We start from the raw sequence: 23,297 nt of genomic DNA on the forward strand, positions 1-23,297 counted from the left end.
CGGCCGGGGGTCGGCTCAGGGTCTGGGACACAGGGCGCGCTCCGCGGCACGCGGGTCGGCGGGGAGGCGGAAGGCCGTGCGCTGCCAGGAGCCCGCGAGGTTCCGCCAGAAGCGCCCCGGATCCAGCGGCGCCCGCACCGAGTCCCGGAGTTCGGGCAGCGGACCGCAGGTCAGCGCGTGGCGCGCGGCGGCGACCGCGCGCGGGTCGACGCCGCGCGGCAGGGGTACGCCGGGGTCGGTGAGGTCGGCGACGAGCCAGGCGGGCGCCACCGGCTTCTCGTGCCCGGCGCGCGCGGTCGCCGAGCGCTCCATGTGGGCGCCGAGCGGATGGGCGAGGCTCAGCGGGTCGACGGCCAGGCCCCGCAGCGGTACGACGATGCCGTTGTGGCCGAGGAACCCCATGGCCCCCGCGACGGGCACCCGGCGGTCGCGGGCCAGCGGGAGCGAGAGCGCGGGCCGGTTGTAGGAGGTCTCGATGACCAGCCGGGGCCGGTCCGCGCGCAGCGCACGGGCGATCTCGGCGCGGTAGCGGGTGGGGCGCGCGCCGTGTAGGGCCTGGCTGACCGGGAACGGGGCGCGGGTGGCCCGCTGGTAGCCGACGTGGGTGTCCCAGATCTCGCCGGAGGCCGAGACGACCGGCGGGCGCCACAGCAGCAGACAGCACCCCGCCCAGACGGCGAGCGCGACCCCCGCCGCGACCACGGCACGGCCCCGGGGCAGCGCCCACACGGGCAGCAGGAGCAGGAAGAGACCCGGCAGCAGCATCCGCCCGTGCATGAAGTCCCCGCCCACGCGCACCACATAGAGCAGCGAGAGCACCCCGGAGAGCACCGGCGCCGCCGCAAGGACGAGCAGCGGCCGACTGGGCGGGCGCCCGGTGCCGCGCACCGCGCCCGCCGTCCCCCGCATGGTGCGCCGCACCACGAGGACGGCCCCGAGCGCGGCGAGCACGAGCAGCGGGAACCACAGGCGGTACGGCAGGACGAAGTTCTCGGCGTACAGCACGCCGCGCCCCCAGTTGGCCCCTGACGCCTCCTTGGCGAGCCCCGGCAGCGGCACGAGCACGCCGTAGTACCCGGCGCGGAATACCTCGTAGCCGCCGGGCAGCGCGCACGCGGCCGCCACGATCCCCGCCGCCGTACGCCACCGGGCCCGCAGCAGCACGCACCAGGCGCCGACGAAGACCACGCTGACCAGGCCCAGATCCGGCCTGACCAGGGGGCCGAGCCCCAACACGACGGCGGTGAGCACCCGTTGGCCGCGCGCGTCACGGACCAGGAGCCACCAGCACCCCGCGAGCCAGCAGGTGGCGAGCCCGGTCTCCAGGCCGGAGGTGGCGTAGTCCCAGACGGCGGCGACCGGCAGCAGCACCAGGACCCCCGCGGGCACGAGCGGCGCCTTGCGCCCGTGCAGCCGCCGCGCCGCGTCCCCCGCGAGGAGCCAGCCCGCCACCGTGCCGAGCAGCCCGAGCGCGACCGCGAGCACCGCCGGGTCGGCGCCCGTGACCAGGCCGCCGAGGGCGAGCAGCCACTGCCACAGGGTGCCGGTGGACGCCTCCGCCCGCTCGCCGACGTTGAACACGGGCCCGTTCCCGGCCAGGATCTGCCGCACGGCCCTGGTGTAGATGAGCGCGTCGTCGCCCACCCACCGGTGCCGGTAGCCGAGGACCAGGACGGCCGCCGCGGGGACCGTCACGACCAGCGCGTTCCACCATCGCGAAGGACCCGCCGCGCCCCCCGCCGCCGGGCCCGTGCCCGCGGTGCGCTGGGCGACGACGCGCGGCGCGGCGGGCGGTGCGCCGGGCGCCGGATGCCGAACGCGCGGGTGGGGCATGGCGGACGTCCTCGGTAGGGGCCGGTGGTCAGTGCTGGGGGACGCGGGGCGCGGCGGGCGCCGGAACGCGCTCGCTCAGCGGCACGACCGGCGGCAGCTCCGCCACGGCCTCGCCGAGCAGCACCCGGCGCACCACCCGCTCCGCCGCGAGACCGTCGTCCAGATCGCAGAACCGCGCGCGGAACGCGGCCCGCAGCCGCCCGGCCGACGCGCCCTCCCAGGCCCCGCCGCGGAACACCGCCGTCAGTTCGTCCTGGGTGCGGGCCACCGCGCCCGGCGGCTCGGCGAGGAGGTCGAAGTAGACGCCGCGGGTCTCCCGGTAGACGTCCCAGTCGTCGGCGTACACGACGATGGGCCGGTCGAGGTTGGCGTAGTCGAACATGATCGACGAGTAGTCCGTGATCAACGCGTCCGAGGCCAGGCACACCTCCTCGGGCGAGCGGTGCTCCGTCACGTCGATCAACTTCCCGGAGCGCACGATCCCTTCGAGCCCCGCAGAGCCCTCGTAGAAGTGGTGGGCGCGCAGCAGCACCACGAACTCCTCGCCGAGCGCGTCGCAGAACGCGGGCAGGTCGAGCTGGGTGGCGAAGTCCGTGCGGTAGTCGCGGTGGGTGGGCGCGTAGAGCAGCGCGATCTTGCCGTCGGGCACCCCGAGCCGCTTGCGGATCGCGTTCACGTCGTCGGCGCTCGCGCTGTAGAAGGCGTCGTTGCGCGGATAGCCCACGTCGAGGCTCTCGTACGCCCCCGGGTACGCGCGCTCCCACACCTCGGTCGAGTGGTGGTTGGAGGAGATGTTGACGTCCCAGCGGTCCACGCGCTGCAGGAGCTTGCCGAGCGGCCCCGCGGCAGCGGCGGCGGCGGGGAACTCGACCTGGTCCACGCCCATCCGCTTGAGCGGCGTGCCGTGCTGGGTCTGCACGTGGACCGTGCCGGGACGCTTCTTGACGGCCATCTCGAAGTTGACGTTGTTGAACGTGTACTTGGCGGCGGCCATCACCTCCCAGTAGCGCGTGCTGCCGATCTCCACGCCCTCCACGCCCTCGGGCAGCGCGGCCGTCGCGGCGTCGGAGACGAGGAAGACCGTCTTGACGTGCGGGGCGAGGCGGCGCGTCGCGGCGTGGATCGCGGCCGGGTTGCAGGCGTAGCCGCGCCCCCAATAGGCCGAGAAGACGGCGAGGTTCGCGTCGACGGGCCGCTTGAGGAAGGCCTTGTAGGGGTGCCGGTAGCGCTGGATCCCGCGCTGTGCGCGCCGCAGGTGGGGACCGATGAGCGCGGGCAGCCGGTTCTTCGCGCCGCGCAGCGCGCGGAAGCCCGTGTAGGCGCCCGCGGCGAGCAGCCGGTGCTGCACGCCGAGGCTGCCGCCGGGCGGCCTGAACCCGGCGGGCCTGTGCAGCCGGTACGCCTTGGTGGCCCCCCGGAAGAACCGCCTGCGCAGCCGCGCGGAGGGCAGCCGCGAGGGCGTCGACGCCGTCTTCAGCAGCTCGTGCGTCAGCCTGCGGAAGACCCGGTCGAGCACCGGCGCGGGCACGCCCAGGCCCTTGGCGTCGGTCATCGCCAGGTCGAACTGGTCGAGCAGGTCCAGGTGGTGGACGCCGGGACGGCGGTTGCGCGCACCCTGGCGGCGCTGCAGGTGGCGCACGCACACCCGGTCCAGGACGGCGATCCGCTCGGCCCGCAGCGTGGTCCCCACGCTCCACACCAGGTCCGTGAACATGCCGGGCGCGAAGCAGAGCCGGTGCCGGGTGACGAAGGCGCGGCGGTGGGCGGCGGAGAAGGCGGGCACCAGCGGGTCGGGCAGCGCCGGGTGGTCGGCCGCGGCGAAGGTGCCCCGGGGCGCGCCCTCCCACAGCCGTTCAAGGACCGGGCCCTGGCTGCCGTCGAACCAGTGCACGCGCTCGTGGTCGAAGAGCAGCAGATCGGGGTCGTCGGTCTCGGCGAGGCGCGCGTCGAGCGCTTCGAGGGTGCCGGGCGTGAGGGTGTCGTCACCGTCGAGGTACAGCAGGTAGTCGCCGCCCGCCGCCCTCGTCCCCGCGTCCCTTGCCCCGGCGAGCCCCTCGCCCGAGGGGGAGGCCGCGCGGCGCACCCGGGCGTCGCGCTCCGCGTGCTCGGCCACGATCGCCGCGCACAACCCCTCCTCGCCGGTGGCGCCGTCCGGTGCGTCGACCACGGCGATCAGCTCGAAGTCGGTGAAGGACTGCCCGAGCACCGAGGCGAGGCAGTCGGCGAGCCGCCCCGGTACGCCATGGGTGGGGACGATGATGCTGAAGCGCGACAAGACAGCCTCTCTCGATGGTGGTTCACACGGGTTCGCCCGGTACGGAGGTCACGGCGGGGATCACGTACGGGTGCTGGGCTGCAGGCCAGGGAGGGACGCCTGGTCCCGTGGCGCGGCGGCCGACGGCGCCGGGTGCCGCTCGGCCAGCGGCACCACGGACGGCAGCCCGCTCCGCTCGCCGAGCACCACATGGCGTACGACGCGCTCCGCGGCGCGCCCGTCGTCGTACGCGCAGAACCGCTCGCGGAACGCCCGCCGCAGCTGCGCCGAGCGCGAGCCCGCCCAGTGCCCGGTGGCGAGGATGTCGGTGAGCTCGTCCTCGCTGCGCGCGACCGCGCCCGGCGGGAAGTCGCGCACGTCGAAGTAGGTGCCGCGGGCCGCCTCGTAGGCATCCCAGTCGTCGGCGTACAGGACGATGGGCCGGTCGAGGTTGGCGTAGTCGAACATCAGCGACGAGTAGTCCGTGACCAGCGCGTCCGAGGCGAGGCAGAGCGATTCGACGCTCGGGTGCCCCGACACGTCGATGAGCCTGCCGGAGGACCCGGCGAGCGGCGCGTCGTAGGTGTGGTGGGCGCGGGTCAGGACGACGAAGCCGGGCCCGAGCGCGTGCAGCATCCGCTCCAGGTCCAGGGTCAGGCGCTGGGTGCGCCGGTAGTCGCGGTGGGTCGGCGCGTACAGCACGGCGACCGCGCCGTGCGGGATGCCGAGCCCCTCGCGCAGCCGCGCCACCTCCGCCGAAGTCGCCTGCTGGAAGCGGTCGTTGCGCGGATAGCCGTATTCGAGGGTGGCGTACGCCGAGGGGTAGACGCGCTCCCACACCAGTGTGGAGTGGCGGTTGGCCGACAGGACGTAGTCCCATTTGTCGGCGTTCCTCAGGAGCGCGGCGAAGTCCGTGCCGCGCGCGGCCGCGGGACGGTCCTGGAGGTCGAGGCCCATCTGCTTGAGCGGGGTGCCGTGCTGGGTCTGGATCAGGACCTGCCCTGGGCGCTTGACCAGCCTGCGGTCGAAGTTGACGTTGTTCACCAGGTACTTGGAGCGGGCAAGCGCCGTCCAGTACGCGGCGGTGCCGGGACGCAGCCTGCGGGTGCCCGTCGGGATCGTGTGGTGGTGCTCGGGGGCGGCGATCCACGCCGTCCGCATGCCCGGCACGAGCTCGCGCATCGCGGCCTCCAGGGCGCCGGGGTTGCAGCCGTAGCCGCGCCCCCAGTACGAGGAGAAGACGGCGTGGTCGGCGCGGACCGGCAGGCGCAGCTGGACGCGGTAGTGCAGCTGGAGCCGGGCGCCGCGCAGGCGGCGCCGGGTGGCGGCCGCGTACCGCTTGGCGCGGGAGCGCACCCGAAGGGCCGTCCACAGACCGCGGTACGTCCGGTGGGAGCCGAGCCGCACCAGACCGTGCCGGAGCCGGGTGCGGGTGGGGACCGGGGCGCCCGGGACGCGGTAACGGCGGTAGTGGGCGCGGGCCTTGCGCAGGAACTCGGCGCGGCTGCCGCGCGGCAGCCTGTCCCGCTTGGTGAAGATCGTCGAGAGGTGGTCCACCATCCGCCGGAACAGCACGGCCCGCCAGGCCGCGGAGAGGTCGGGGTGCCGGTCGAGGAAGGCGAAGACCCGGTCGTACTGGTCGAAGATGTCGAAGTGCTTGCGGCTCGTGGTGCCCAGGATGTTGCCCTGGCGCCGCTGCCGGTAGTGCACACAGACCCGGTCGAGGGTGGCGAGCGAGCCCGCCGCCATCAGGATCGGGTACGTCCAGGGCGTGTCCTCGTAGTACCCGGTGGGGAAGGTGAAGCCCTCGCGTTCGATGAACTCGCGGCGGTGCGCCTTGTTCCAGGCGACCATCAGGACCTTCAGGAGGCCCGGCCTGTCGGCGAGCCGGAAGGGCGCCTGGCCCTCCTCGTGGAGCTGCCCGGCGAACTGGTTGCGCACGGCCTCGCCCGACCAGTACGTGCGCGCGTAGTCGTAGACCAGGACGTCCGGCTCGTCCGTCTGCTTGAGGCGGTCGGAGATCGCGTGCAGGGCGCCGGGGGTGAGGGTGTCGTCGCTGTCCAGGAAGATCAGGTAGTCGCCGGTGGCCCGCTCCATGCCCGCGTTGCGGGCCATGCCGAGGCCGACGTTCTCCTTGAGGTGCACGGCCTTCACCCGGGTGTCCAGGGCCGCGAACTCGTCGATGAGCGCGCCGCTCGCGTCCGGCGAGCAGTCGTCGACCGCGATCAGCTCCAGATCCGTGAAGGACTGCGCCAGCACGGACTCCAGGCACTCGTGCAGATACGCCTGGACCTTGTACACGGGGACGATGACACTGAACCGGGGCAAGGCACATCCATGGGTCGGCGCGGGCATACAGCCCCGAACGCCTGAAGGGGTGGGTCGGTTACGCCGGATGTGGCATACGGGGGATAGACGTGAGGAGACGGCCCGGTTAAGGGCCGTCTCCCGGTCTCCGTACGGCGGTGCGGCGCGCGCTACTTGACCGCGCCCGCCATCACCCCGGACACGAACTGCCGCTGGAAGGCGAAGAACACGGCCAGCGGGATCACCATCGAGATGAACGCGCCCGGCGCGAGGATCTGCACGTTGTCGCCGAAGAACCGCACCTGCTGCTGGAGCGCGACCGTGATCGGCGGGTGCTTGGCGTCGGCGAAGATCAGTGCGATCAGCATGTCGTTCCAGACCCACAGGAACTGGAAGATGCCGAGCGAGGCGATCGCGGGCGCCCCGAGCGGCATCACGACACGGACGAAGAGCCGCAGCTCGCCCGCGCCGTCCAGGCGTGCCGCCTCCAGGAGTTCGCGCGGGATCTCCGCGAAGAAGTTCCGCAGGAGGAAGATCGCGAACGGCAGGCCGAAGGCCACGTGGAAGGTGATCACGCCGATCGTGGTCGCGAAGATGCCGATTTTGCCGAAGAGATCGGCGATCGGCACCAGCGCCACCTGCACCGGGACCACGAGCAGACTGACGACCCCGAGGAACCACCAGTCGCGCCCGGGGAAGTCCATCCAGGCGAAGGCGTATCCGGCCAGCGAGCCGATGATCACGACGAGCAGCGTCGCGGGCACGGTGATCATCACGCTGGACAGGATCGAGTCGGTGATCGTCTCGTCCTTGAGGAGGTTGGTGTAGTTGTCCAGCGTCATCTGCGAGGGCGCGGTGAACACCTTCCACCAGCCGCTCTCGCTCATGTCCGCGGGGGTGCGGAACGAGCCGAGCAGCAGGCCGATCGTCGGCACCAGCCAGAACAGGCCCACCAGGACCAGGAACACCCGCAGCGCGGTGCTGCCCAGCAGCCCGGCGATCCGTCCGCCGAGCGACTGTTCGGCCTTGACCACTTCGGTCTGGGCGGTCATCGATGCGCCTCCCGCCTCATGCGCCGGATGTTGAACAGCATCACCGGGATGACCAGGAGGAAGAGCAGCATCGCGATGGCGCTTGCCACCCCCAGGTCCTTGTCCAGGAACGCCGAGTTGTACAGCTGGACGGCGAGCACGTTCGCCTCGTCCTTGGACGAGCCCGGCGCGATCACGAAGACCAGGTCGAAGATCTTCAGTACGTTGATCATGAGCGTCACCAGGACCACCGCGAGCACCGGGGCGAGCAGCGGCACCGTGATGCGGCGGAACACCTGCCATTCGTTGGCGCCGTCCACCCGCGCCGCCTCCAGGAGTTCACGCGGCACGCTCGCCAGGCCCGCCGCGATGAGGACCATCGCGAAACCGGCCCACATCCACAGATAGGAGCCGATGATCGAGGGCGTGATCAGGGTCGGGCCCAGCCATTCGAGGCCGTTGTACGCCTCGCGGAAGTTCGATGCCGGATAGCGCAGTTGGGCGCCGTCGGCTGCCTCGGGCAGCGCGAAGGTCCCGTCGGCCCCGGCCGAGGTGGACGCCACCACCTCGCCGTTCTTGACGGCCTCGATCTTGATGCCCGCGTAGCCGAGTTCGGCGGCGTCGGGGGCGTTGGGCTTCCCGCGGCCCTTGCCGCGCGTGAAGTCCTGCCAGGCCGTGCCGGTGACCTGGCCAGGATCGGCCTTCGCGGCCTTCGCCGCCTTCGCGTCGCCCGGCATCTGGTCCGGCGCCACCCCGGTCAGCGGAAGCGCCACCGGCGTGCCCGCCCGCACCGGCTCCTTGGTGATGAAGGCACCGCCGCCCGCGGACTTCAGGGGCGAGTTCATGGCCGGGTGCGCCTGCGGGAACGCCGACGCCTTGCTGAACGTGTCGTGCACGCCCACCAGTACGGCGTTGGCGACGCCGCGGTCGGGGTCCGACTCGTACACGAGCCGGAAGATGATGCCCGCGGCCAGCATCGAGATCGCCATCGGCATGAAGATGATGAGCTTGAACGCCGTTCCCCAGCGCACCCGTTCGGTGAGAACGGCGAAGATCAGGCCGAGGATGGTCGCGAGGGTGGGCGCCACGACCACCCAGATCGCGTTGTTCTTGATGGCGGTGCGGATGCCGTCGTCGGTGAACAGCGTCTTGTAGTTGTCGAACGCGGTGAAGTCGCCCGAGTCGTCGAGGAAGCTGCGGAAGAACGAGTACCCGATGGGGTACAGGACGAGCGCGCCGAGCAGCACGAGGGCGGGCAGCAGGAAGAGCGCCGCCACGGCCTTGCGGGTACCGGTCACGCTCCTGCGCGGTTTCGGGGCCGGGGGCGGTGCCGTCGTCGGCACGCCCCCGGCATCAGCGGATGCCACCGCGTCAGTCCTTGTAGGCCTTGGCCGCGGCGGTCTCCAGGGCCTTCTGCGTGCCCGCGACGTCCTTCGGGTTCGCCAGGAAGTCCTGCAGTGCCTTCCACTCGCCCTTGCCCGGCGTGCCGCCGAAGGACTGCGGGGCCTGGTCGGACATGTCGAACCGGATGTCGTCACCGGCCGCGATCATGGCCTTGGCGATGTTGCGCTGTACGTCGTTCGGGTACGCGGACATGGACAGGTTCTTGTTCGGCGAGATGAACCCGCCCGCCTCCGCCCAGATCTTCGCCGAGTCCGGCGAGGCGAGGAAGGTCAGCAGCGCCTGCGCGCCCTTGGTGTTCTTCAGCGCGACGGCCGCGTCACCGCCGACCACGGCGGGGGAAGCGTCACCGACCACGGGGAAGGGGAACACCTTCGCGTCCGTCCCCACCTCGGCCTTGGTCTCCGAGATGGCGAGCGAGACCATGTCGCCCTCGAAGACCATGCCCGCCTTGGGCTGGTCGCCGCCGGTGAAGGTCTGCTTCACGGACGCGGGGAACTCGGTCTGCAGCGCGCTCTTCGAGCCGCCCGCCACGAAGCCCTTCGTACCGAAGACCTCGCCGAGCGTGGTCAGCGCCTTCTTGACGGACGGATCCGTCCACTTGATCTTGTGCTGGGCGAGCTGGTCGTACTTCTCCGGGCCCGCCTGCGAGAGGTAGATGTTCTCGAACCAGTCGGTGAGGGTCCACGCGTCGGCGCCCGCCACGGACATCGGCGGCACGCCGGAGTCGTAGACGGTCCGCATGGTCTTCATGAACTCGGCCCAGGTCTTGGGCGCCTTGACGCCCGCGTTCTCGAAGACCTTCGTGTTGTACCAGACCAGCGACTTGTTGGCGGCCTTGAAGTACACGCCGTACTGCTTGCCGTCGACGGCCCCGAGCTTCTTCCAGCCCTCGGCGTAGTTCTTGTCGAGCTGCTTCTGCGCCTCGGCGCCGACCGGCTTGGCCCACTTGTTCGCCACGGCCTGGTCGATCGCGCCGACCTGCGGCAGCATCGCGACGTCCGGCGGCTGCCCGCCCGCGACCTTCGACTCCAGGAAGCTGATGATGGGGTCCTGGGCGGGCACGAAGGTGACGCTGGCGCCGGTCCGCTTCTCGAACTCGTCGAGGACCTTCAGGAAGACCTTGCGCTCCGCGCCGCCCCACACGGCTGCCACGGAGACGTTCTCCCCGTCCAGCTTGGGCAGTTGGAGCGAGCTCCCGGATTCCGTGCCGCCGCTCTTGCCTCCGTTGTTGTCCTTGTTGTCGTCGCCGCCGCACGCGGTGACGGTGAGCGTGAGCGCCCCCGCGACGACTGCCGCGGCGATCCTGGCGGTGGTGTGCCTGTGGTGCGGTGCCCTGCGTGTACGAAGAGTGCTGCGCATCACTGCCCCGTTCTCTTCCCTGGCGAGTCCCGTGCGGTCTGGTCTACGCCCGGGCGGGGAGGGGCGGCAAGATGGCCCGTGCTGTCAACTCGTTGATCGTGATGGCGTTGTGACGTGGCGTCATAGGCGGTGTTGAACGAGTTGCTCCCGTTGTGGGTAGGCGATTCGTTCCTGTTGTGGGCAGGCGTTCCGCACGGCGAGTGGGGCCTCCCCTGCTCGAGCGAAGCCGAGAGCTTGGGGAAGGGTGGGCACAACCTCCGGTGCCGAGTGCCGAGAAGGGGGCAGTCCGCACCGGAGATTCGCCAAGTGACTCAGAGAAGAGACGGCACCTGCTCCGCCGAGACGGACCGCGCGGCCCGCTCCAACGCGCTGGCGAGCAAGGCCAGATCCGTCGGCCCGTTCCCCAGCTCCCGGACGGGACGCCGCGCGGGCGGGTCCCCCATCCGCTCCCACTCCAGCGGAACGACCGTGGGCCGCAGCGTCGATGTACGAGGAATCCGCCCGGTCACCCGCCCCGCCTGGAAGGCCGTGACCCGCCCGTCGGGCGAGCGCAGTTCGCCCCGGCCCGGCGCGGGCTCCTCAGGGCCCGAGGCCACCGCGTCGAGGACCACGCGGAGCGAGGCCCGCCGCCCCAGCTCGGTCTCCGGCATCCGCTCGCTGCGTCCCGTGGCCACCACGAGATGCACCCCGAGCCGCTCCCCGTCCCGCGCCACCGCTTCGAGGGCGCGGACGACGGACCCGGCGGCGGGCCGCCCCGGCGAGCCGAGCGCGGGCGAGAGCAGCGCGTCGAAGTCGTCGACGAGCACCACGAGCCGGGGCAGCGGCGGTGGGGGATCGGCCTGCCTGCGCGCCGCCGCGGGCCGCAGCCGCAGCGTGGCACTGGTCGGCGGATCGAGATCGCCGTCGGACAGCTGCGCGGGCACGGGCGGCGCGCCGGTGGCCCCGGACGAGCCGACGGCACCGGATGCGGCGGACGGCTGGGACCGCTGCGAGACCATCCGCCCCGACACCTCCCGCTGCGTGTGCCACTCGGCGAACCCGAGCCTGCCGAGCAGCTCGGCCCGCCGCTTGAGCTCGGCGGCGAGGGACTGCGCGAACTCCCGCATCCGGACGGGATCGTTGGCGACGAGGTGGGTGGTGACGTGCGGCAGGTCCGTACAGACACCGAGCCCCGTGGTGCGCCGCTCGGCACCGGCCCCGGTGCTGTCCCGGCCGTCGACCAGGACGATGCCGAGGCGGTCGGGCCGCTCGGCGGCGGCCAGCGAAGCGGCGACGGACCGCAGCAGTTCGCTGCGCCCGCTGCCCCCGGGGCCCTCGGCCAGCAGATGCGGTCCGTCGGCGACGAGATCGGCCGTCACGGGCCCGCGCGGCCCCGCGCCGAGCACCGCCACGGCGCGTCCGCCGAGCGCGTCGGGATCGTCGGCAGCCGCGGCCCAGCGTGCCATCAGCGAGGCGGGGGTGGCCCTGGCGAGCCCCAACTCGTCCAGCAGCCTGGCCGCTTGGGGCAGCGGCGCGGACACGCGCGCGTGCCCTTCGCCCGCCACGCCGTCCGTCCGCAGTGGGGCGAGCGCCCGCGCGAACCGCTCGGCCCAGGCCGCCGACACCGCGTCCACGGCGGCGACGGTGCCGTGCCCCGCGGGGCGGCCACCGGCAGTCCGCAGGAGCCGCAGGGCGGTCGCCACGTCACCGCTGAGCAGCGCGACGGCGCCGCACGCGCGGAAGGCGGGCGACACCGAGCAGGCCGCTTCGTAGGTGTCGGCGACCGGTGACGCGGGCGAGGCGGCCACGGTCTCGGCGAGGCACACCACGTGGATCCCGGCCCGCGCGCCCTCCCCGGCGAGCCGGACGGTGGCCTCGCGCAGCCCGGCGGAACCGGGGTCGCCGTCGACGACGACCACGGTGTAAGGACCTGGCGCCGCGGTGTCGGCACCGGCGCGCTGGTCGGCGATGCGGTCGTCCAGCCGCCGCAGCAGCTCGCCGGTGCGGGCCGCGGCCTGGTCGCGGTCGTAGGCGAGCAGGAGCCTGCAGTCCTGGCCGTGGGTGGGCCGCAGATGGGGGAGCCAGCCGAGCCAGGCCCACTCGGCGACGCGCTCCGCCGTGGGGCGCGCGCGGTCCGTGCTGATCAGCACGATCTCCAGGGAGTCGGGGGAGTGCAGCGCGGCGAGCTGCGCGACGACGGCCCTGGCAAGCCCCGTCAGCCGCGCACGGGGCCCGGCGAGACCGAGCGCGCCCGCCTCCCGCAGGCCGACCGTGACGGGCACGGCGGGCAGCAGGCCGCCCGCGCCGTCGTCGGTGGGCGCGGCCCGGTCGACCGTGCCGAGCCGGACCGCGAGTGCCTCGGGGTGGCTCGGGCCGCGCTCCCAGAGACGAGGTCCCGGGCCGAGCGCCGTGAGCAGCAGGGCGGCGGGATCGGGCCAGGACTCGGGGGTGCGCGCGGCGGCGGCCACGGCGAGCTCTTCGGGGGTGGGCGCGGGCGGCGCGGCGGCGTCGCCCTCCGGTGCGTACTCCTCGTAGACGTCGGCTTCCTGGCCGCTCTCCCGGCCGCCGGTCAGCCGACGGGCCCAGGCGGAGAGACCGCCGCGCTTGCGCAGACCGCGCGGCACGGTCGTCCCGCGCGCGGGGGTCCCGGTCCGGCTGGTGCGCTCGGCGTCGGGCGCGGTGCCCTGCTGCGGCACGACCGGGTCGGTGGGTCCCGCCGGGCCGTGGGGTGAGCCCACCGGGCCCTGCACCGAGCCGCCGGGGCCGCCGCGCTGCGCTGAGCCCGCCGGGCCACCTTGGGCCGAGCCGCCGGGGCCGCCGCGCTGCGCTGAGCCCGCCGGGCCATCCTGGGCCGAGCTCCTAGGTCCGCCGCCCGGCACCGAGCCCGCCGGGCCACTCTGGACCGAGCCCCTAGGACCGCCTCCTTGCACCGAGCCCGCCGGGCCGCCCCGGGCTGCGGGCGCGCCGTACGCGTCGTGGACCTCTCGCCCCGCCTGCGCCCTGGCGTGCGGCCCGTCCTGCGTCCCGCCCGGTGTCCTGCCCTGCGCTCCGCCCTGCGTGCCGTACACCCCTTGGATGCCGTACGGCCCAGGGGCGCCGCCTCCGTGCGCCCCGTCCCGTGCCACCTCGCCCGCCGCGCCCCAGCTCGCCGTGCCGTACGCGTGGTGGGTGGCGCCCTCGGGCGCTCGCGGCGCCCCGGCGTCCGACGCTTCCGGGGGGAGTGCCCCCGCGGTGCGCACGCGCACGTGCCCCTCGCCGTCAGGGGCCGTCGGGAGCGTGCCGCCGGGGCCCGCGCCCGAGCCCAGGCCGAGGCGGCCGTCCGCGAGCCGGAGCGCGGATTCGCCGATCCGCAGCAGGGATCCCGGCGCGAGGCGGACCGGGCGGCCCGTGACCTCCCTGCCGTCCATCGACGTGCCGTTGGTGGAGCCGAGGTCGGTGACCGTGACGCGGCCGTCGTCGGCGAGCGTGACTGCGCAGTGCAGCCGGGAGACGTCGGGGTCGTCCAGCGGGACGTCGGCCTCCGCGGAGCGGCCGACGCGGATCTGGCCGCCGTGCAGCAGGTGGACGCCGCCCGCGTCGGGGCCCGCGACCACGTGCAACTGGGCGGCCGCGCCCGCCGGTTCGGGACCGGGCTCGGCGGGGGCGCCGAGCGAGAGCACCGCTCCGTCGGTCAGCGGGGGCTCGCCGATCGTGCAGCGCTGGGCGTCCAGACGCTCCGCGTCCGCGTACAGGACCAGGGGGGCGTCGGTGCCCGCGACGGCCGTGGCGAGGCCCGATGCCACCGCCGCGAGCGCGGTCCCCGCGGGCGCGGTGACCAGGACGTCACAGGCGCCGTGCGGACCGCCCGGCGCCGTGGGGCGCCCTGGCGGCTCGGTCTGGCCGCTGCGCGGCCCGAGGACGGTCAGCCGGATCTGCATCGCCGTCAGCGGTCCCTTCTGCGCTGGGCACGGCATGGGGACTCGCGCTGTGATTCCCCCCACCGCACACGGGCACGTCGGCCAGTACTGGAGGCATCCTCGCACCTGCCACTGACAACACGCCCGGCGGCCACCCGTAAGTGATCTTGAAGTGATCTTGATTGGTCGCCTCTGCTCGGAAAAGTTCCTGCTTGGACCGTTGTGGATATCCACCCGAGCTTCCGGCGGGAGGGCAATTCGGGACCACTCGGCAACCAATGGCCACGGCTGAGCGTCTTTCCTGCGGACAGCGATCCGGAGGAATCCGGAGGGATGCCGCAAGTGGGCGGCCGGGCGGAATCCGACCCGCCGGTGCCCCGTTCTGCGGCACTACAGTGGGTCGGAACATCTTCGGCCGAAGGCCGGAGCGCCAAGGACGACAGAGCATCACCACCACCCCAGGAACCAGCAGGGAGCGCATGACGTGCGGCCGGTAGGCAGCAAGTACCTGCTCGAGGAGCCGCTCGGGCGCGGCGCCACGGGCACCGTCTGGCGAGCCCGCCAGCGGGAGACCGCGGGCGCCGAGGCGGCCGTTCCCGGCCAGCCCGGCGAGACCGTCGCGATCAAGGTCCTCAAGGAGGAGCTCGCCAACGACGCGGACGTCGTGATGCGCTTCCTCAGGGAGCGGTCCGTCCTGCTCAGGCTGACGCACGAGAACATCGTCAGGACCCGTGACCTGGTCGTCGAGGGCGATCTCCTCGCCCTCGTCATGGACCTGGTCGAGGGCCCCGACCTGCACCGCTACCTGCGCGAGAACGGCCCGTTCACGCCGGTCGCCGCGGCCCTGCTGACCGCCCAGATCGCCGACGCGCTCGCCGCGAGCCACGCGGACGGCGTCGTGCACCGCGACCTGAAGCCCGCGAACGTGCTGCTCAAGCAGGACGACGGCGGCATGCACCCGATGCTCACCGACTTCGGCATCGCGCGCCTCGCGGACTCTCCCGGCCTCACCCGCACCCACGAATTCGTCGGCACGCCCGCGTACGTCGCGCCGGAGTCCGCCGAGGGCCGTCCGCAGACCAGCGCCGTCGACATCTACGGCGCGGGCATCCTGCTGTACGAGCTGGTCACCGGGCGTCCGCCGTTCGCGGGCGGGTCGGCACTCGAAGTCCTGCACCAGCACCTCAGCGCCGAGCCGCGCCGCCCCTCGACCGTGCCCGACCCGCTGTGGACGGTCATCGAGCGCTGCCTGGACAAGAACCCGGACCGCCGGCCCAGCGCCGAGAACCTCGCACGCGGCCTGCGCGCCGTCGCCGAGGGCGTCGGTGTGCACTCCACCCCGGCGCAGATCGCCGCCGCGGAGGGCGTGGGCGCGCTGCTCATGCCGGATCCGGCACCGGCCCACGTCCCGGAGACTCCCGGCGCGGCCGACCCCACGCAGGTCCTGCCGAGCAACGCGGGTTCGTACGACCCGAACGCGGCGACCAGCGTCATGCAGAGCACCGGCGGCGCCGGTGACGCGGACCCGACGTCGGTCCTGCCGCACAACGCAGGCGGCGCCGACCCGACCGCGGTCATGCCGCCGGTCCCGCCGAACGCGCCCGGCGGCGACCCGAACGACCCGCACCCCTGGCAGAACCAGATGCGGGCGGCCCGCGACCGCAACGAACAGACGCAGTACCAGGCGCACCTGGACCCGAACGACGACCCGCTGCGCCGCCGCCCCCAGCGCCAGGTGGCCCGCCCCCAGCAGCAGCCGCAGCAGCGCCCCCAGCAGTACGCGCCGCAGCAGCCGCGCGGGCAGCGCCAGCAGCAGCAGTACGCGCCGCCGCCGCAGCAGCAGTACGCGCCGCAGCAGCACCAGCCCCAGCAGTACGCGGCGCCCCCGCAGCAGCAGCCGCCCCAGCAGCCCGCACCGCGCCAGGCGCGCGAGCCGCGGCAGCGCAGCGCGAACCCGATGAAGATCCCGGGCCTCGGCTGCCTCAAGGGCTGCCTGTTCACGATCCTCATCCTCTTCGTGGCGAGCTGGCTGGTCTGGGAGTTCAGCCCGCTCCAGGACTGGATCGGTACGACGAAGGGCTACTGGGAGCAGCTGACGGACTGGTACAACACGGTCAGCGACTGGATGGGCAAGATCGGCGGCAACTAGCGGCGATCCTCGGGCGGTTCTGCCGACTCTGGGGATTTGTCGACATCTGCAGGGTGATTTCTGCTACCGGAGTGAAGGTTGGCGGCAATGCCGCGTAGTTTTGTCGCCAACACGCATCCGTAGGAGCAGTCTTGACGCGCAAGATCGGCAGCCGGTACACCGCCCACCAGATCCTGGGCCGTGGCAGCGCCGGCACGGTGTGGCTGGGCGAGGGGCCCGAGGGCCCGGTCGCCATCAAGCTGCTGCGCGAGGACCTGGCATCCGACCAGGAACTCGTCGGCCGCTTCGTGCAGGAGCGCACCGCGCTGCTCAGCCTCGACCACGCACGCGTGGTGGGCGTCCATGACCTGGTGGTCGACGGGAACGACCTGGCCCTGGTCATGGACCTGGTCCGCGGCACGGACCTGCGCACCCGCCTGGACCGCGAGCGACGCATGGCCCCCGAGGCCGCCGTCGCCATCGTCGCGGACGTCGCCGACGGGCTCGCCGCCGCGCACGCCGCGGGCATCGTGCACCGCGACGTCAAGCCCGAGAACGTACTCCTGGACATGCAGGGCCCCCTCGGCCCCGGCGGCGCGCATCCCGCCCTGCTCACCGACTTCGGCGTCGCCAAGCTGATCGACTCCCCGCGCCGCACCCGCGCCACGAAGATCATCGGCACTCCCGACTACCTCGCCCCCGAGATCATCGAGGGCCTGCCGCCGCGCGCGGCCGTCGACATCTACGCGCTGGCCACCGTCCTGTACGAGCTCCTCGCGGGCTTCACGCCCTTCGGCGGCGGCCACCCCGGCGCGGTCCTGCGGCGGCACGTCACCGAGACGGTCGTCCCCCTCCCCGGCATCCCCGAGGAGCTCTGGCAGCTCCTCGTCCAGTGCCTGGCCAAGGCCCCCGCTTCCCGGCTGCGCGCCTCCGAGCTCGGCGCGCGCCTGCGGGAGCTGCTGCCGCTCGTCGCGGGCATGCCGCCGCTGGACGTGGACGAACCGGACACGGAGCCGGGGGCCGCCGACGAGGCGTACGAGGAGTCGGCCCCCGAGCCCCGCGAGGCCGCTCCCCGCCGGGGCGCGGTCCCCCTGGTGCCCGGCTCCGCGTCCGCCGACTCCAACCGCGACACCCACACCTCCATGCGCGTCCCAGGACCCGACGAGCTGGCGGGCGGCGCCCGCGGCACGGCCCGCGCCCCCCGCGCCACGGGCGCGGCACGCCCCGGCTCCGCCAAGCACCGCTCGTCGGCCCGCCGCCGCAGGATCACGCTCGGCGTGGCCGGAGCGGTGATCGTCGCCGCGGCGGGCATCGGCACGTGGGCCGCCACGAGCGGCGACGACACGGAGACGCCGCCTCCGGACAATGTGAACTCGGCGCCGCCCACTCCGTAGCTCCGGCCCCGCCGGGGCCGCCCCCGCTGCGCAGGGGCAAGGCCGGTTGCCGTAGCCGTTACGCTGGAGTCGTGGCAGTCGTCGATGTTTCCGAAGAGCTCAAGTCCCTCTCCTCGACCATGGAGTCGATCGAGGCCGTCCTGGACCTCGACAAGCTGAGGGCCGATATCGCCGTGCTCGAGGAGCAGGCGGCCGCGCCGTCCCTGTGGGACGACCCGGAAGCGGCACAGAAGATCACCAGCAAGTTGAGCCACCTCCAGGCGGAGGTCCGCAAGGCCGAGGCCCTGCGAGGTCGCATCGACGACCTCGGTGTCCTCTTCGAGATGGCCGAGGAGGAGGACGACCCGGACACCCGTGCCGAGGCCGAATCCGAGCTCGTCGCCGTCAAGAAGGCGCTGGACGAAATGGAAGTAAGGACGCTCCTCTCCGGTGAGTACGACGCCCGTGAGGCCGTCGTCACCATCCGCGCGGAGGCCGGTGGCGTCGACGCCTCGGACTTCGCCGAGAAGCTCCAGCGCATGTACCTGCGCTGGGCCGAGCGCCACGGATACAAGACCGAGCTCTACGAGACGTCGTACGCGGAAGAGGCCGGCATCAAGTCGACCACCTTCGCCGTGAACGTCCCGTACGCGTACGGCACGCTCTCCGTCGAGCAGGGCACCCACCGCCTCGTGCGCATCTCGCCCTTCGACAACCAGGGCCGCCGCCAGACCTCCTTCGCCGGTGTCGAGATCCTCCCCGTGGTCGAGCAGACCGACCACATCGAGATCGACGAGAGCGAGCTGCGCGTCGACGTGTACCGCTCCTCGGGCCCCGGCGGCCAGGGCGTCAACACGACGGACTCCGCGGTCCGCCTGACCCACCTGCCGACCGGCATCGTCGTCTCCTGCCAGAACGAGCGCTCGCAGATCCAGAACAAGGCGACCGCGATGAACGTCCTCCAGGCGAAGCTCCTCGAGCGCCGCCGCCAGGAGGAGCAGGCGAAGATGAACGCCCTCAAGGGTGACGGCGGCAACTCCTGGGGCAACCAGATGCGTTCGTACGTCCTGCACCCCTACCAAATGGTCAAGGACCTGCGTACGGAGTTCGAGGTCGGCAACCCCGAGTCCGTCTTCAACGGCGAGATCGACGGCTTCCTGGAAGCCGGAATTCGCTGGCGCAAGCAGCAGGAGAAGTAAATACCGCCCTGAGCGGCTTTATCGACAAGGCAACTGCCGTCCATTGGGCGGCAGTTGCCTTTTACGTCACAGTCACATCTCCGTACGACGGTCAACTGCCCCGATATCGGACATCGCGCACGCAACGACCTTGACGCTGTAGCGAAAAGTGAAAGGCTAGCGCGCGGCATGCGTATTTCTGGGGCGCGTGTGAGCGGTGGGGGCCGATCGATCGTCCCCAGCGGCCGCGCTGAATCCCGCCCCGGGCGCTGCCTCACTGACGATTCAGCTACTGGGGGTAGCAGCCAGATGACCAAGAAGACGCGGATCCGCGTCGCGCGGATAGCCGCCGGCGCCGTGATCGCCGCCGGTGCCTCGCTGACCGCCGCGGGTGCGGCCTCGGCCCTCGACGTCGGTGTCGACCTCGGTGGTGTGGGCGTCGGCGCCCACGCCGACGAGAGCGGCGTCGGTGTCGACGTGGACACCCCGGGTGCGGGCGACGAGGACCCCACCGACCCGCCCACCGGCATCCCGACCGACCCGACGGACCCGCCGGACCCGACGGACCCGCCCACCACGGAGCCGACGGACCCGCCGGACCCGACGGACCCGCCCACCACGGACCCGACCGAGCCCACCGAGGACCCGGACCCGACCGACGACCCGACGGACCCGCCCACCTCCGACCCGAGCGACCCGGGCAACGACAACGGCAACGGCGGTGGCAACGGCGGCAACGACACCGACCCCGACGGCGGCTCCACGCCCGTCGAGCAGGGCAAGGGCAAGGACAGCCTGAGCGACACCGGCTCCAAGCCGGTCGAGCAGGGCGGCAACAAGGGTGAGAAGGGCGAGCTGGCCGAGACCGGCGCCGCCGAGACCACCTTCCTGATCATCGGTGCCGCGACGATGATCGCCGGCGGCATCGGCTTCCGCATCCTGCCGCGCCTGGTCGGCAACCGCGGCGCCACTGCCTGACGCGGGCGACGGCGCGTGCGGCGTACCTGAGGTGCGCGACGTACGACGAAGGGCCCGGAGCTTTCCGAAGCTCCGGGCCCTTTCGGGTGTCCGTGTGGTCACCTGGAGTCACTCGTGCCAGCTACCGCGCGGCAGTTACCGCGCGTCAGCGAGATACGGCGAACTCGTGACTCTCTGTGTGCCGCCGCTATGCGGTCTGGTGCGCGAGCAGCGCAACGGCCGCGATCAGCACCACGAGCAGCGCTATCAGTGCCGCGGGATTGAGCCCCGCGAAGGGCCCTTCCATCTGCAGGCGCTCGCGATTGGCCCGGCACACGGGGCAGCGGCCTTCATTCACGGGCGCTGCGCAGTTCGCGCATACCAACCGGTCCAGGGTCATGCGCTTCTCCTCCCGCACAGTCTCAGCCTGCCCAACGCTAGGGGGAACTCAATCGTTCCCCCTACCACTGTGCCAGCTTCCGCGGATTTCGGCGCGCCCCGCCCCCTCTCGACGGTTTCCGACCGTTCCGCTCCCCGGTACTTCCGAGACAATCCGCGCAACTCCGGACGCCGACTGCGCTCGCGTACCGGCTTCGCGTATGGTCACGCACACCTACCCCCGGCAACCCGTGGTGCATCCGTGATCCGATTCGACAACGTCTCCAAGGCCTACCCGAAGCAGACCCGCCCCGCGCTCAGGGACGTCTCCCTAGAGATCGAGAAGGGCGAGTTCGTCTTCCTGGTGGGTTCCTCCGGCTCCGGAAAGTCCACTTTCCTGCGGCTGGTCCTGCGCGAGGAGCGCACCAGCCACGGCCAAGTGCACGTCCTCGGCAAGGACCTCGCACGCCTGTCCAACTTCAAGGTGCCGCACATGCGCCGCCAGCTGGGCACCGTGTTCCAGGACTTCCGCCTCCTGCCCAACAAGACCGTCGGCGAGAACGTGGCCTTCGCGCAGGAGGTCATCGGCAAGTCCCGCGGCGAGATCCGCAAGTCCGTGCCCCAGGTCCTCGATCTCGTGGGCCTCGGCGGCAAGGAGGACCGGATGCCCGGCGAGCTCTCCGGTGGTGAGCAGCAACGAGTGGCGATCGCGCGCGCGTTCGTCAACCGCCCCAAGCTCCTCATCGCCGACGAGCCGACCGGCAACCTCGACCCGCAGACCTCGGTCGGCATCATGAAGCTCCTCGACCGGATCAACCGGACCGGCACCACCGTCGTGATGGCCACCCACGACCAGCAGATCGTGGACCAGATGCGCAAGCGGGTCATCGAGCTGGAGAAGGGCCGTCTCGTCCGCGACCAGTCGCGCGGCGTGTACGGCTACCAGCACTGACGACCCCGCCTCGCCCGTACCGTCTGATCCACCTGATCCACTGAAAGGCCGCCATGCGCGCCCAGTTCGTCCTGTCGGAGATCGGCGTCGGTCTCCGTCGCAATCTCACGATGACCTTCGCGGTCATCGTCTCCGTAGCGCTCTCACTCGCCCTCTTCGGCGGCTCGCTGCTCATGCGTGACCAGGTGAGCACGATGAAGGGCTACTGGTACGACAAGGTCAACGTCTCGATCTTCCTGTGCAACAAGGCCGACGCCGAGCAGGACCCCAAGTGCGCCAAGGGCGCCGTCACGAACGAGCAGAAGGACCAGATCCTCGGCGATCTGAAGAAGATGCCCGTCGTGGACAAGGTCGCGCACGAGTCGGCCGACGAGGCGTACAAGCACTACAAGGAGCAGTTCGGCGACTCCCCGCTGTCCAGCTCGCTGACTCCGGACCAGATGCAGGAGTCGTACCGCATCAAGCTGAAGGACCCGGAGAAGTACCAGGTGGTCGCGACCGCCTTCTCCGGCCGGGACGGCGTGCAGTCCGTGCAGGACCAGAAGGGCTATCTGGACAACCTCTTCGGGCTCCTGAACGGCATGAACTGGGCGGCGGTGGCGGTGATGGCGCTGATGCTCGTCGTCGCGCTGATGCTGATCGTCAACACCGTGCGCGTCTCGGCGTTCAGCCGCAGACGTGAAACCGGCATCATGCGCCTGGTCGGCGCGTCCAGCTTCTACATCCAGATGCCGTTCATCATGGAGGCCGCCGTCGCGGGCCTCATCGGCGGCGGCGTCGCCTGCGGGATGCTGCTCGTCGGGCGGTACTTCATGATCGACCACGGCCTCGAACTCTCCGAGAAGATCAACCTGATCAACTTCATCGGCTGGGACGCCGTGCTCGCGAAGCTGCCCCTGGTGCTCGCGATCGGCCTGCTGATGCCCGCGCTGGCCGCGTTCTTCGCGTTGCGCAAGTACCTCAAGGTGTGACAAGAGACCCCAGCACGTAAGGGCGCCGTACGGTTCAACCAGCCGTACGGCGCCCTCGGTTGTCCTAGACTCACCGGCATGCCAGGCCCCGACCGGTTCGTCGACCGGTGCTCCAGGACCCGCCGCATCCGCCGCGGGGCGACCCTGACATTGGTCTTCGCGAGCGTCCTCGTCACCGGCGCGGCCACCGGATCCTGGAGCGACGCGGCCGACGAAGGCCAGAAAACCTCCCCCGCTTCCCTGCGTTCCGACGCCGTGAGCCCCCCGAGGGACGACAGGGCGGACGGGCGCGACACGGACACCGCGGACGAAGCCGCCGACGCCGCGGCCGAGGCCATGGCCGACGGCAAGTCCGGCAAGAAGGCCGCACAGGACGCGGTCAGCCGCAGCGGGGACCGCTGGGGATCGGTGTACTCGCCGGGGGAGTACAAGGAGTTCGAGCAGTCCCTCGACGGCGCGTACACGGGCGTCGGGCTCTGGACCAGGCGCGCGGCCGACGGCCGCATCGAGGTCTCCCGGGTCCAGAAGGACGGTCCCGCCGCCCTGGCGGGAGTCCGCGAGGGAGACGGGCTGCGCACCATCGACGGCGAGCGCGTCACGGGCCGCCCCGTCACCGAGGTCGTCGCCCTGCTGCGCGGCGACCGCGCGGGCACCCCGGTGGTCCTTGGCATGGAGCGCGGCACGCGCGCGTGGAGCAGGACGCTGCACAGGGCCCGGCTCTCCACCGACTCGGTCACGGTCGGCGCACTCACGGACGGCGCCGCGGTGATCAAGGTCGACGCGTTCACCAAGGGCTCGGGGGAGGCCGTGCGCGACGCGATCCGCGAGGCTCCCCAGGGCGCGGGCATCCTCCTCGACCTGCGCGGGAACTCGGGCGGCCTGGTCTCCGAGGCGGTCACGGCGGCGTCCGCCCTGGTCGACGGCGGTCTCGTGGCGACGTACGACGTACGGGGCGAGCAGAAGGCGCTGCACGCCGAGCGGGGCGGTGACACGGCGAGACCCGTGGTCGTGCTCGTCGACGGCGGCACGATGAGCGCGGCCGAGCTCCTCACGGGCGCCCTTCAGGACCGCGGCCGCGCGGTCGTGGTGGGTTCCCGGACGTTCGGCAAGGGATCGGTCCAGATGCCGAGCAGGCTGCCAGACGGTTCGGTGGCCGAGCTGACCGTCGGCCACTACCGCACTCCCGCGGGGCGGACCGTCGACGGACAGGGCATCACGCCCGATCTGGAGGCCGAGGACGGGGCCGAGGGTCGGGCCGAGACAGTATTGACTGGCCTCGGACCCCCCTCGTAGTGCG

At 72.4% G+C, this 23,297-nt stretch carries 15 protein-coding genes; 7 read left to right on the plus strand and 8 right to left on the minus strand.

Translation table 11 applies throughout. The features are described from left to right. Window positions 1-15: 15 nt before the first annotated feature. The 7 genes from CP970_RS26655 to CP970_RS26685 all read right to left on the minus strand — a co-directional run bounded on the left by CP970_RS26655 (window position 16) and on the right by CP970_RS26685 (window position 14,084). Complete coding sequence (locus CP970_RS26655; protein WP_063806202.1) at window positions 16-1,833, minus strand: hypothetical protein; 1,818 nt, start codon at window positions 1,831-1,833, stop codon at window positions 16-18. Between the two features lie 28 nt (window positions 1,834-1,861). Next, window positions 1,862-4,108, minus strand: coding sequence for a bifunctional glycosyltransferase/CDP-glycerol:glycerophosphate glycerophosphotransferase (locus tag CP970_RS26660; RefSeq protein ID WP_055553316.1), 2,247 nt, complete (start codon window positions 4,106-4,108; stop codon window positions 1,862-1,864). 60 nt (window positions 4,109-4,168) lie between these two features. After that, window positions 4,169-6,415, minus strand: a complete 2,247-nt coding sequence (locus tag CP970_RS26665) for a bifunctional glycosyltransferase/CDP-glycerol:glycerophosphate glycerophosphotransferase (RefSeq protein WP_055553318.1) — start codon at window positions 6,413-6,415, stop codon at window positions 4,169-4,171. Window positions 6,416-6,564: 149 nt separating this feature from the next. Next, window positions 6,565-7,446, minus strand: a complete 882-nt coding sequence (locus tag CP970_RS26670) for a carbohydrate ABC transporter permease (protein WP_055553321.1) — start codon at window positions 7,444-7,446, stop codon at window positions 6,565-6,567. Next, on the minus strand, window positions 7,443-8,723 hold the full coding sequence (locus CP970_RS26675; protein WP_055553323.1) for a carbohydrate ABC transporter permease: 1,281 nt from the start codon (window positions 8,721-8,723) through the stop codon (window positions 7,443-7,445). The genes CP970_RS26670 and CP970_RS26675 overlap by 4 nt, the downstream gene beginning before the upstream one ends. 73 nt (window positions 8,724-8,796) lie before the next feature. Beyond that, entirely contained in the window at window positions 8,797-10,188 is a 1,392-nt protein-coding gene (locus tag CP970_RS26680; protein ID WP_055553326.1) for an ABC transporter substrate-binding protein, read from the minus strand. Between the two features lie 311 nt (window positions 10,189-10,499). After that, complete coding sequence (locus CP970_RS26685) at window positions 10,500-14,084, minus strand: FHA domain-containing protein (protein ID WP_055553328.1); 3,585 nt, start codon at window positions 14,082-14,084, stop codon at window positions 10,500-10,502. Between the two features lie 463 nt (window positions 14,085-14,547). Between CP970_RS26685 and CP970_RS26690 the strand changes: the two genes are divergently transcribed. The 4 genes from CP970_RS26690 (at window position 14,548) to CP970_RS26705 (ending at window position 19,720) form a co-directional block, all read left to right on the plus strand. After that, window positions 14,548-16,212: a serine/threonine-protein kinase gene (locus CP970_RS26690; protein ID WP_055553331.1), complete on the plus strand. Its 1,665-nt coding sequence runs from the start codon at window positions 14,548-14,550 to the stop codon at window positions 16,210-16,212. Window positions 16,213-16,343: 131 nt separating this feature from the next. Then, on the plus strand, window positions 16,344-17,585 hold the full coding sequence (locus CP970_RS26695; RefSeq protein ID WP_055553332.1) for a serine/threonine-protein kinase: 1,242 nt from the start codon (window positions 16,344-16,346) through the stop codon (window positions 17,583-17,585). 71 nt (window positions 17,586-17,656) lie between these two features. Then, a complete protein-coding gene (gene prfB / locus CP970_RS26700) occupies window positions 17,657-18,763 on the plus strand; it encodes a peptide chain release factor 2 (RefSeq protein WP_055553333.1) in 1,107 nt (368 codons plus the stop codon). Window positions 18,764-19,051: 288 nt separating this feature from the next. Next, complete coding sequence (locus CP970_RS26705) at window positions 19,052-19,720, plus strand: hypothetical protein (RefSeq protein WP_150494034.1); 669 nt, start codon at window positions 19,052-19,054, stop codon at window positions 19,718-19,720. 187 nt (window positions 19,721-19,907) lie between these two features. Here the strand turns inward: CP970_RS26705 and CP970_RS26710 are convergent, their stop codons facing one another. After that, window positions 19,908-20,099: a hypothetical protein gene (locus CP970_RS26710; protein WP_055550746.1), complete on the minus strand. Its 192-nt coding sequence runs from the start codon at window positions 20,097-20,099 to the stop codon at window positions 19,908-19,910. Between the two features lie 240 nt (window positions 20,100-20,339). On the opposite strand from CP970_RS26710, the gene ftsE reads away from it, so the two are divergent. The 3 genes from ftsE to CP970_RS26725 all read left to right on the plus strand — a co-directional run bounded on the left by ftsE (window position 20,340) and on the right by CP970_RS26725 (window position 23,293). Continuing rightward, complete coding sequence (ftsE, locus tag CP970_RS26715; protein WP_030788113.1) at window positions 20,340-21,029, plus strand: cell division ATP-binding protein FtsE; 690 nt, start codon at window positions 20,340-20,342, stop codon at window positions 21,027-21,029. Between the two features lie 53 nt (window positions 21,030-21,082). After that, window positions 21,083-22,000 carry a permease-like cell division protein FtsX gene (gene ftsX, locus CP970_RS26720; RefSeq protein WP_055550727.1) on the plus strand — a complete coding sequence of 306 codons (918 nt, stop codon included), beginning with the start codon at window positions 21,083-21,085 and terminating at the stop codon, window positions 21,998-22,000. 78 nt (window positions 22,001-22,078) lie between these two features. Continuing rightward, on the plus strand, window positions 22,079-23,293 hold the full coding sequence (locus tag CP970_RS26725; protein ID WP_055550730.1) for a S41 family peptidase: 1,215 nt from the start codon (window positions 22,079-22,081) through the stop codon (window positions 23,291-23,293). The last annotated feature ends 4 nt before the right edge of the window (window positions 23,294-23,297 follow it).

Origin of the sequence: Streptomyces kanamyceticus (genome assembly GCF_008704495.1) — a bacterium.
GTDB classification, from domain to species: Bacteria; Actinomycetota; Actinomycetes; order Streptomycetales; family Streptomycetaceae; genus Streptomyces; species Streptomyces kanamyceticus.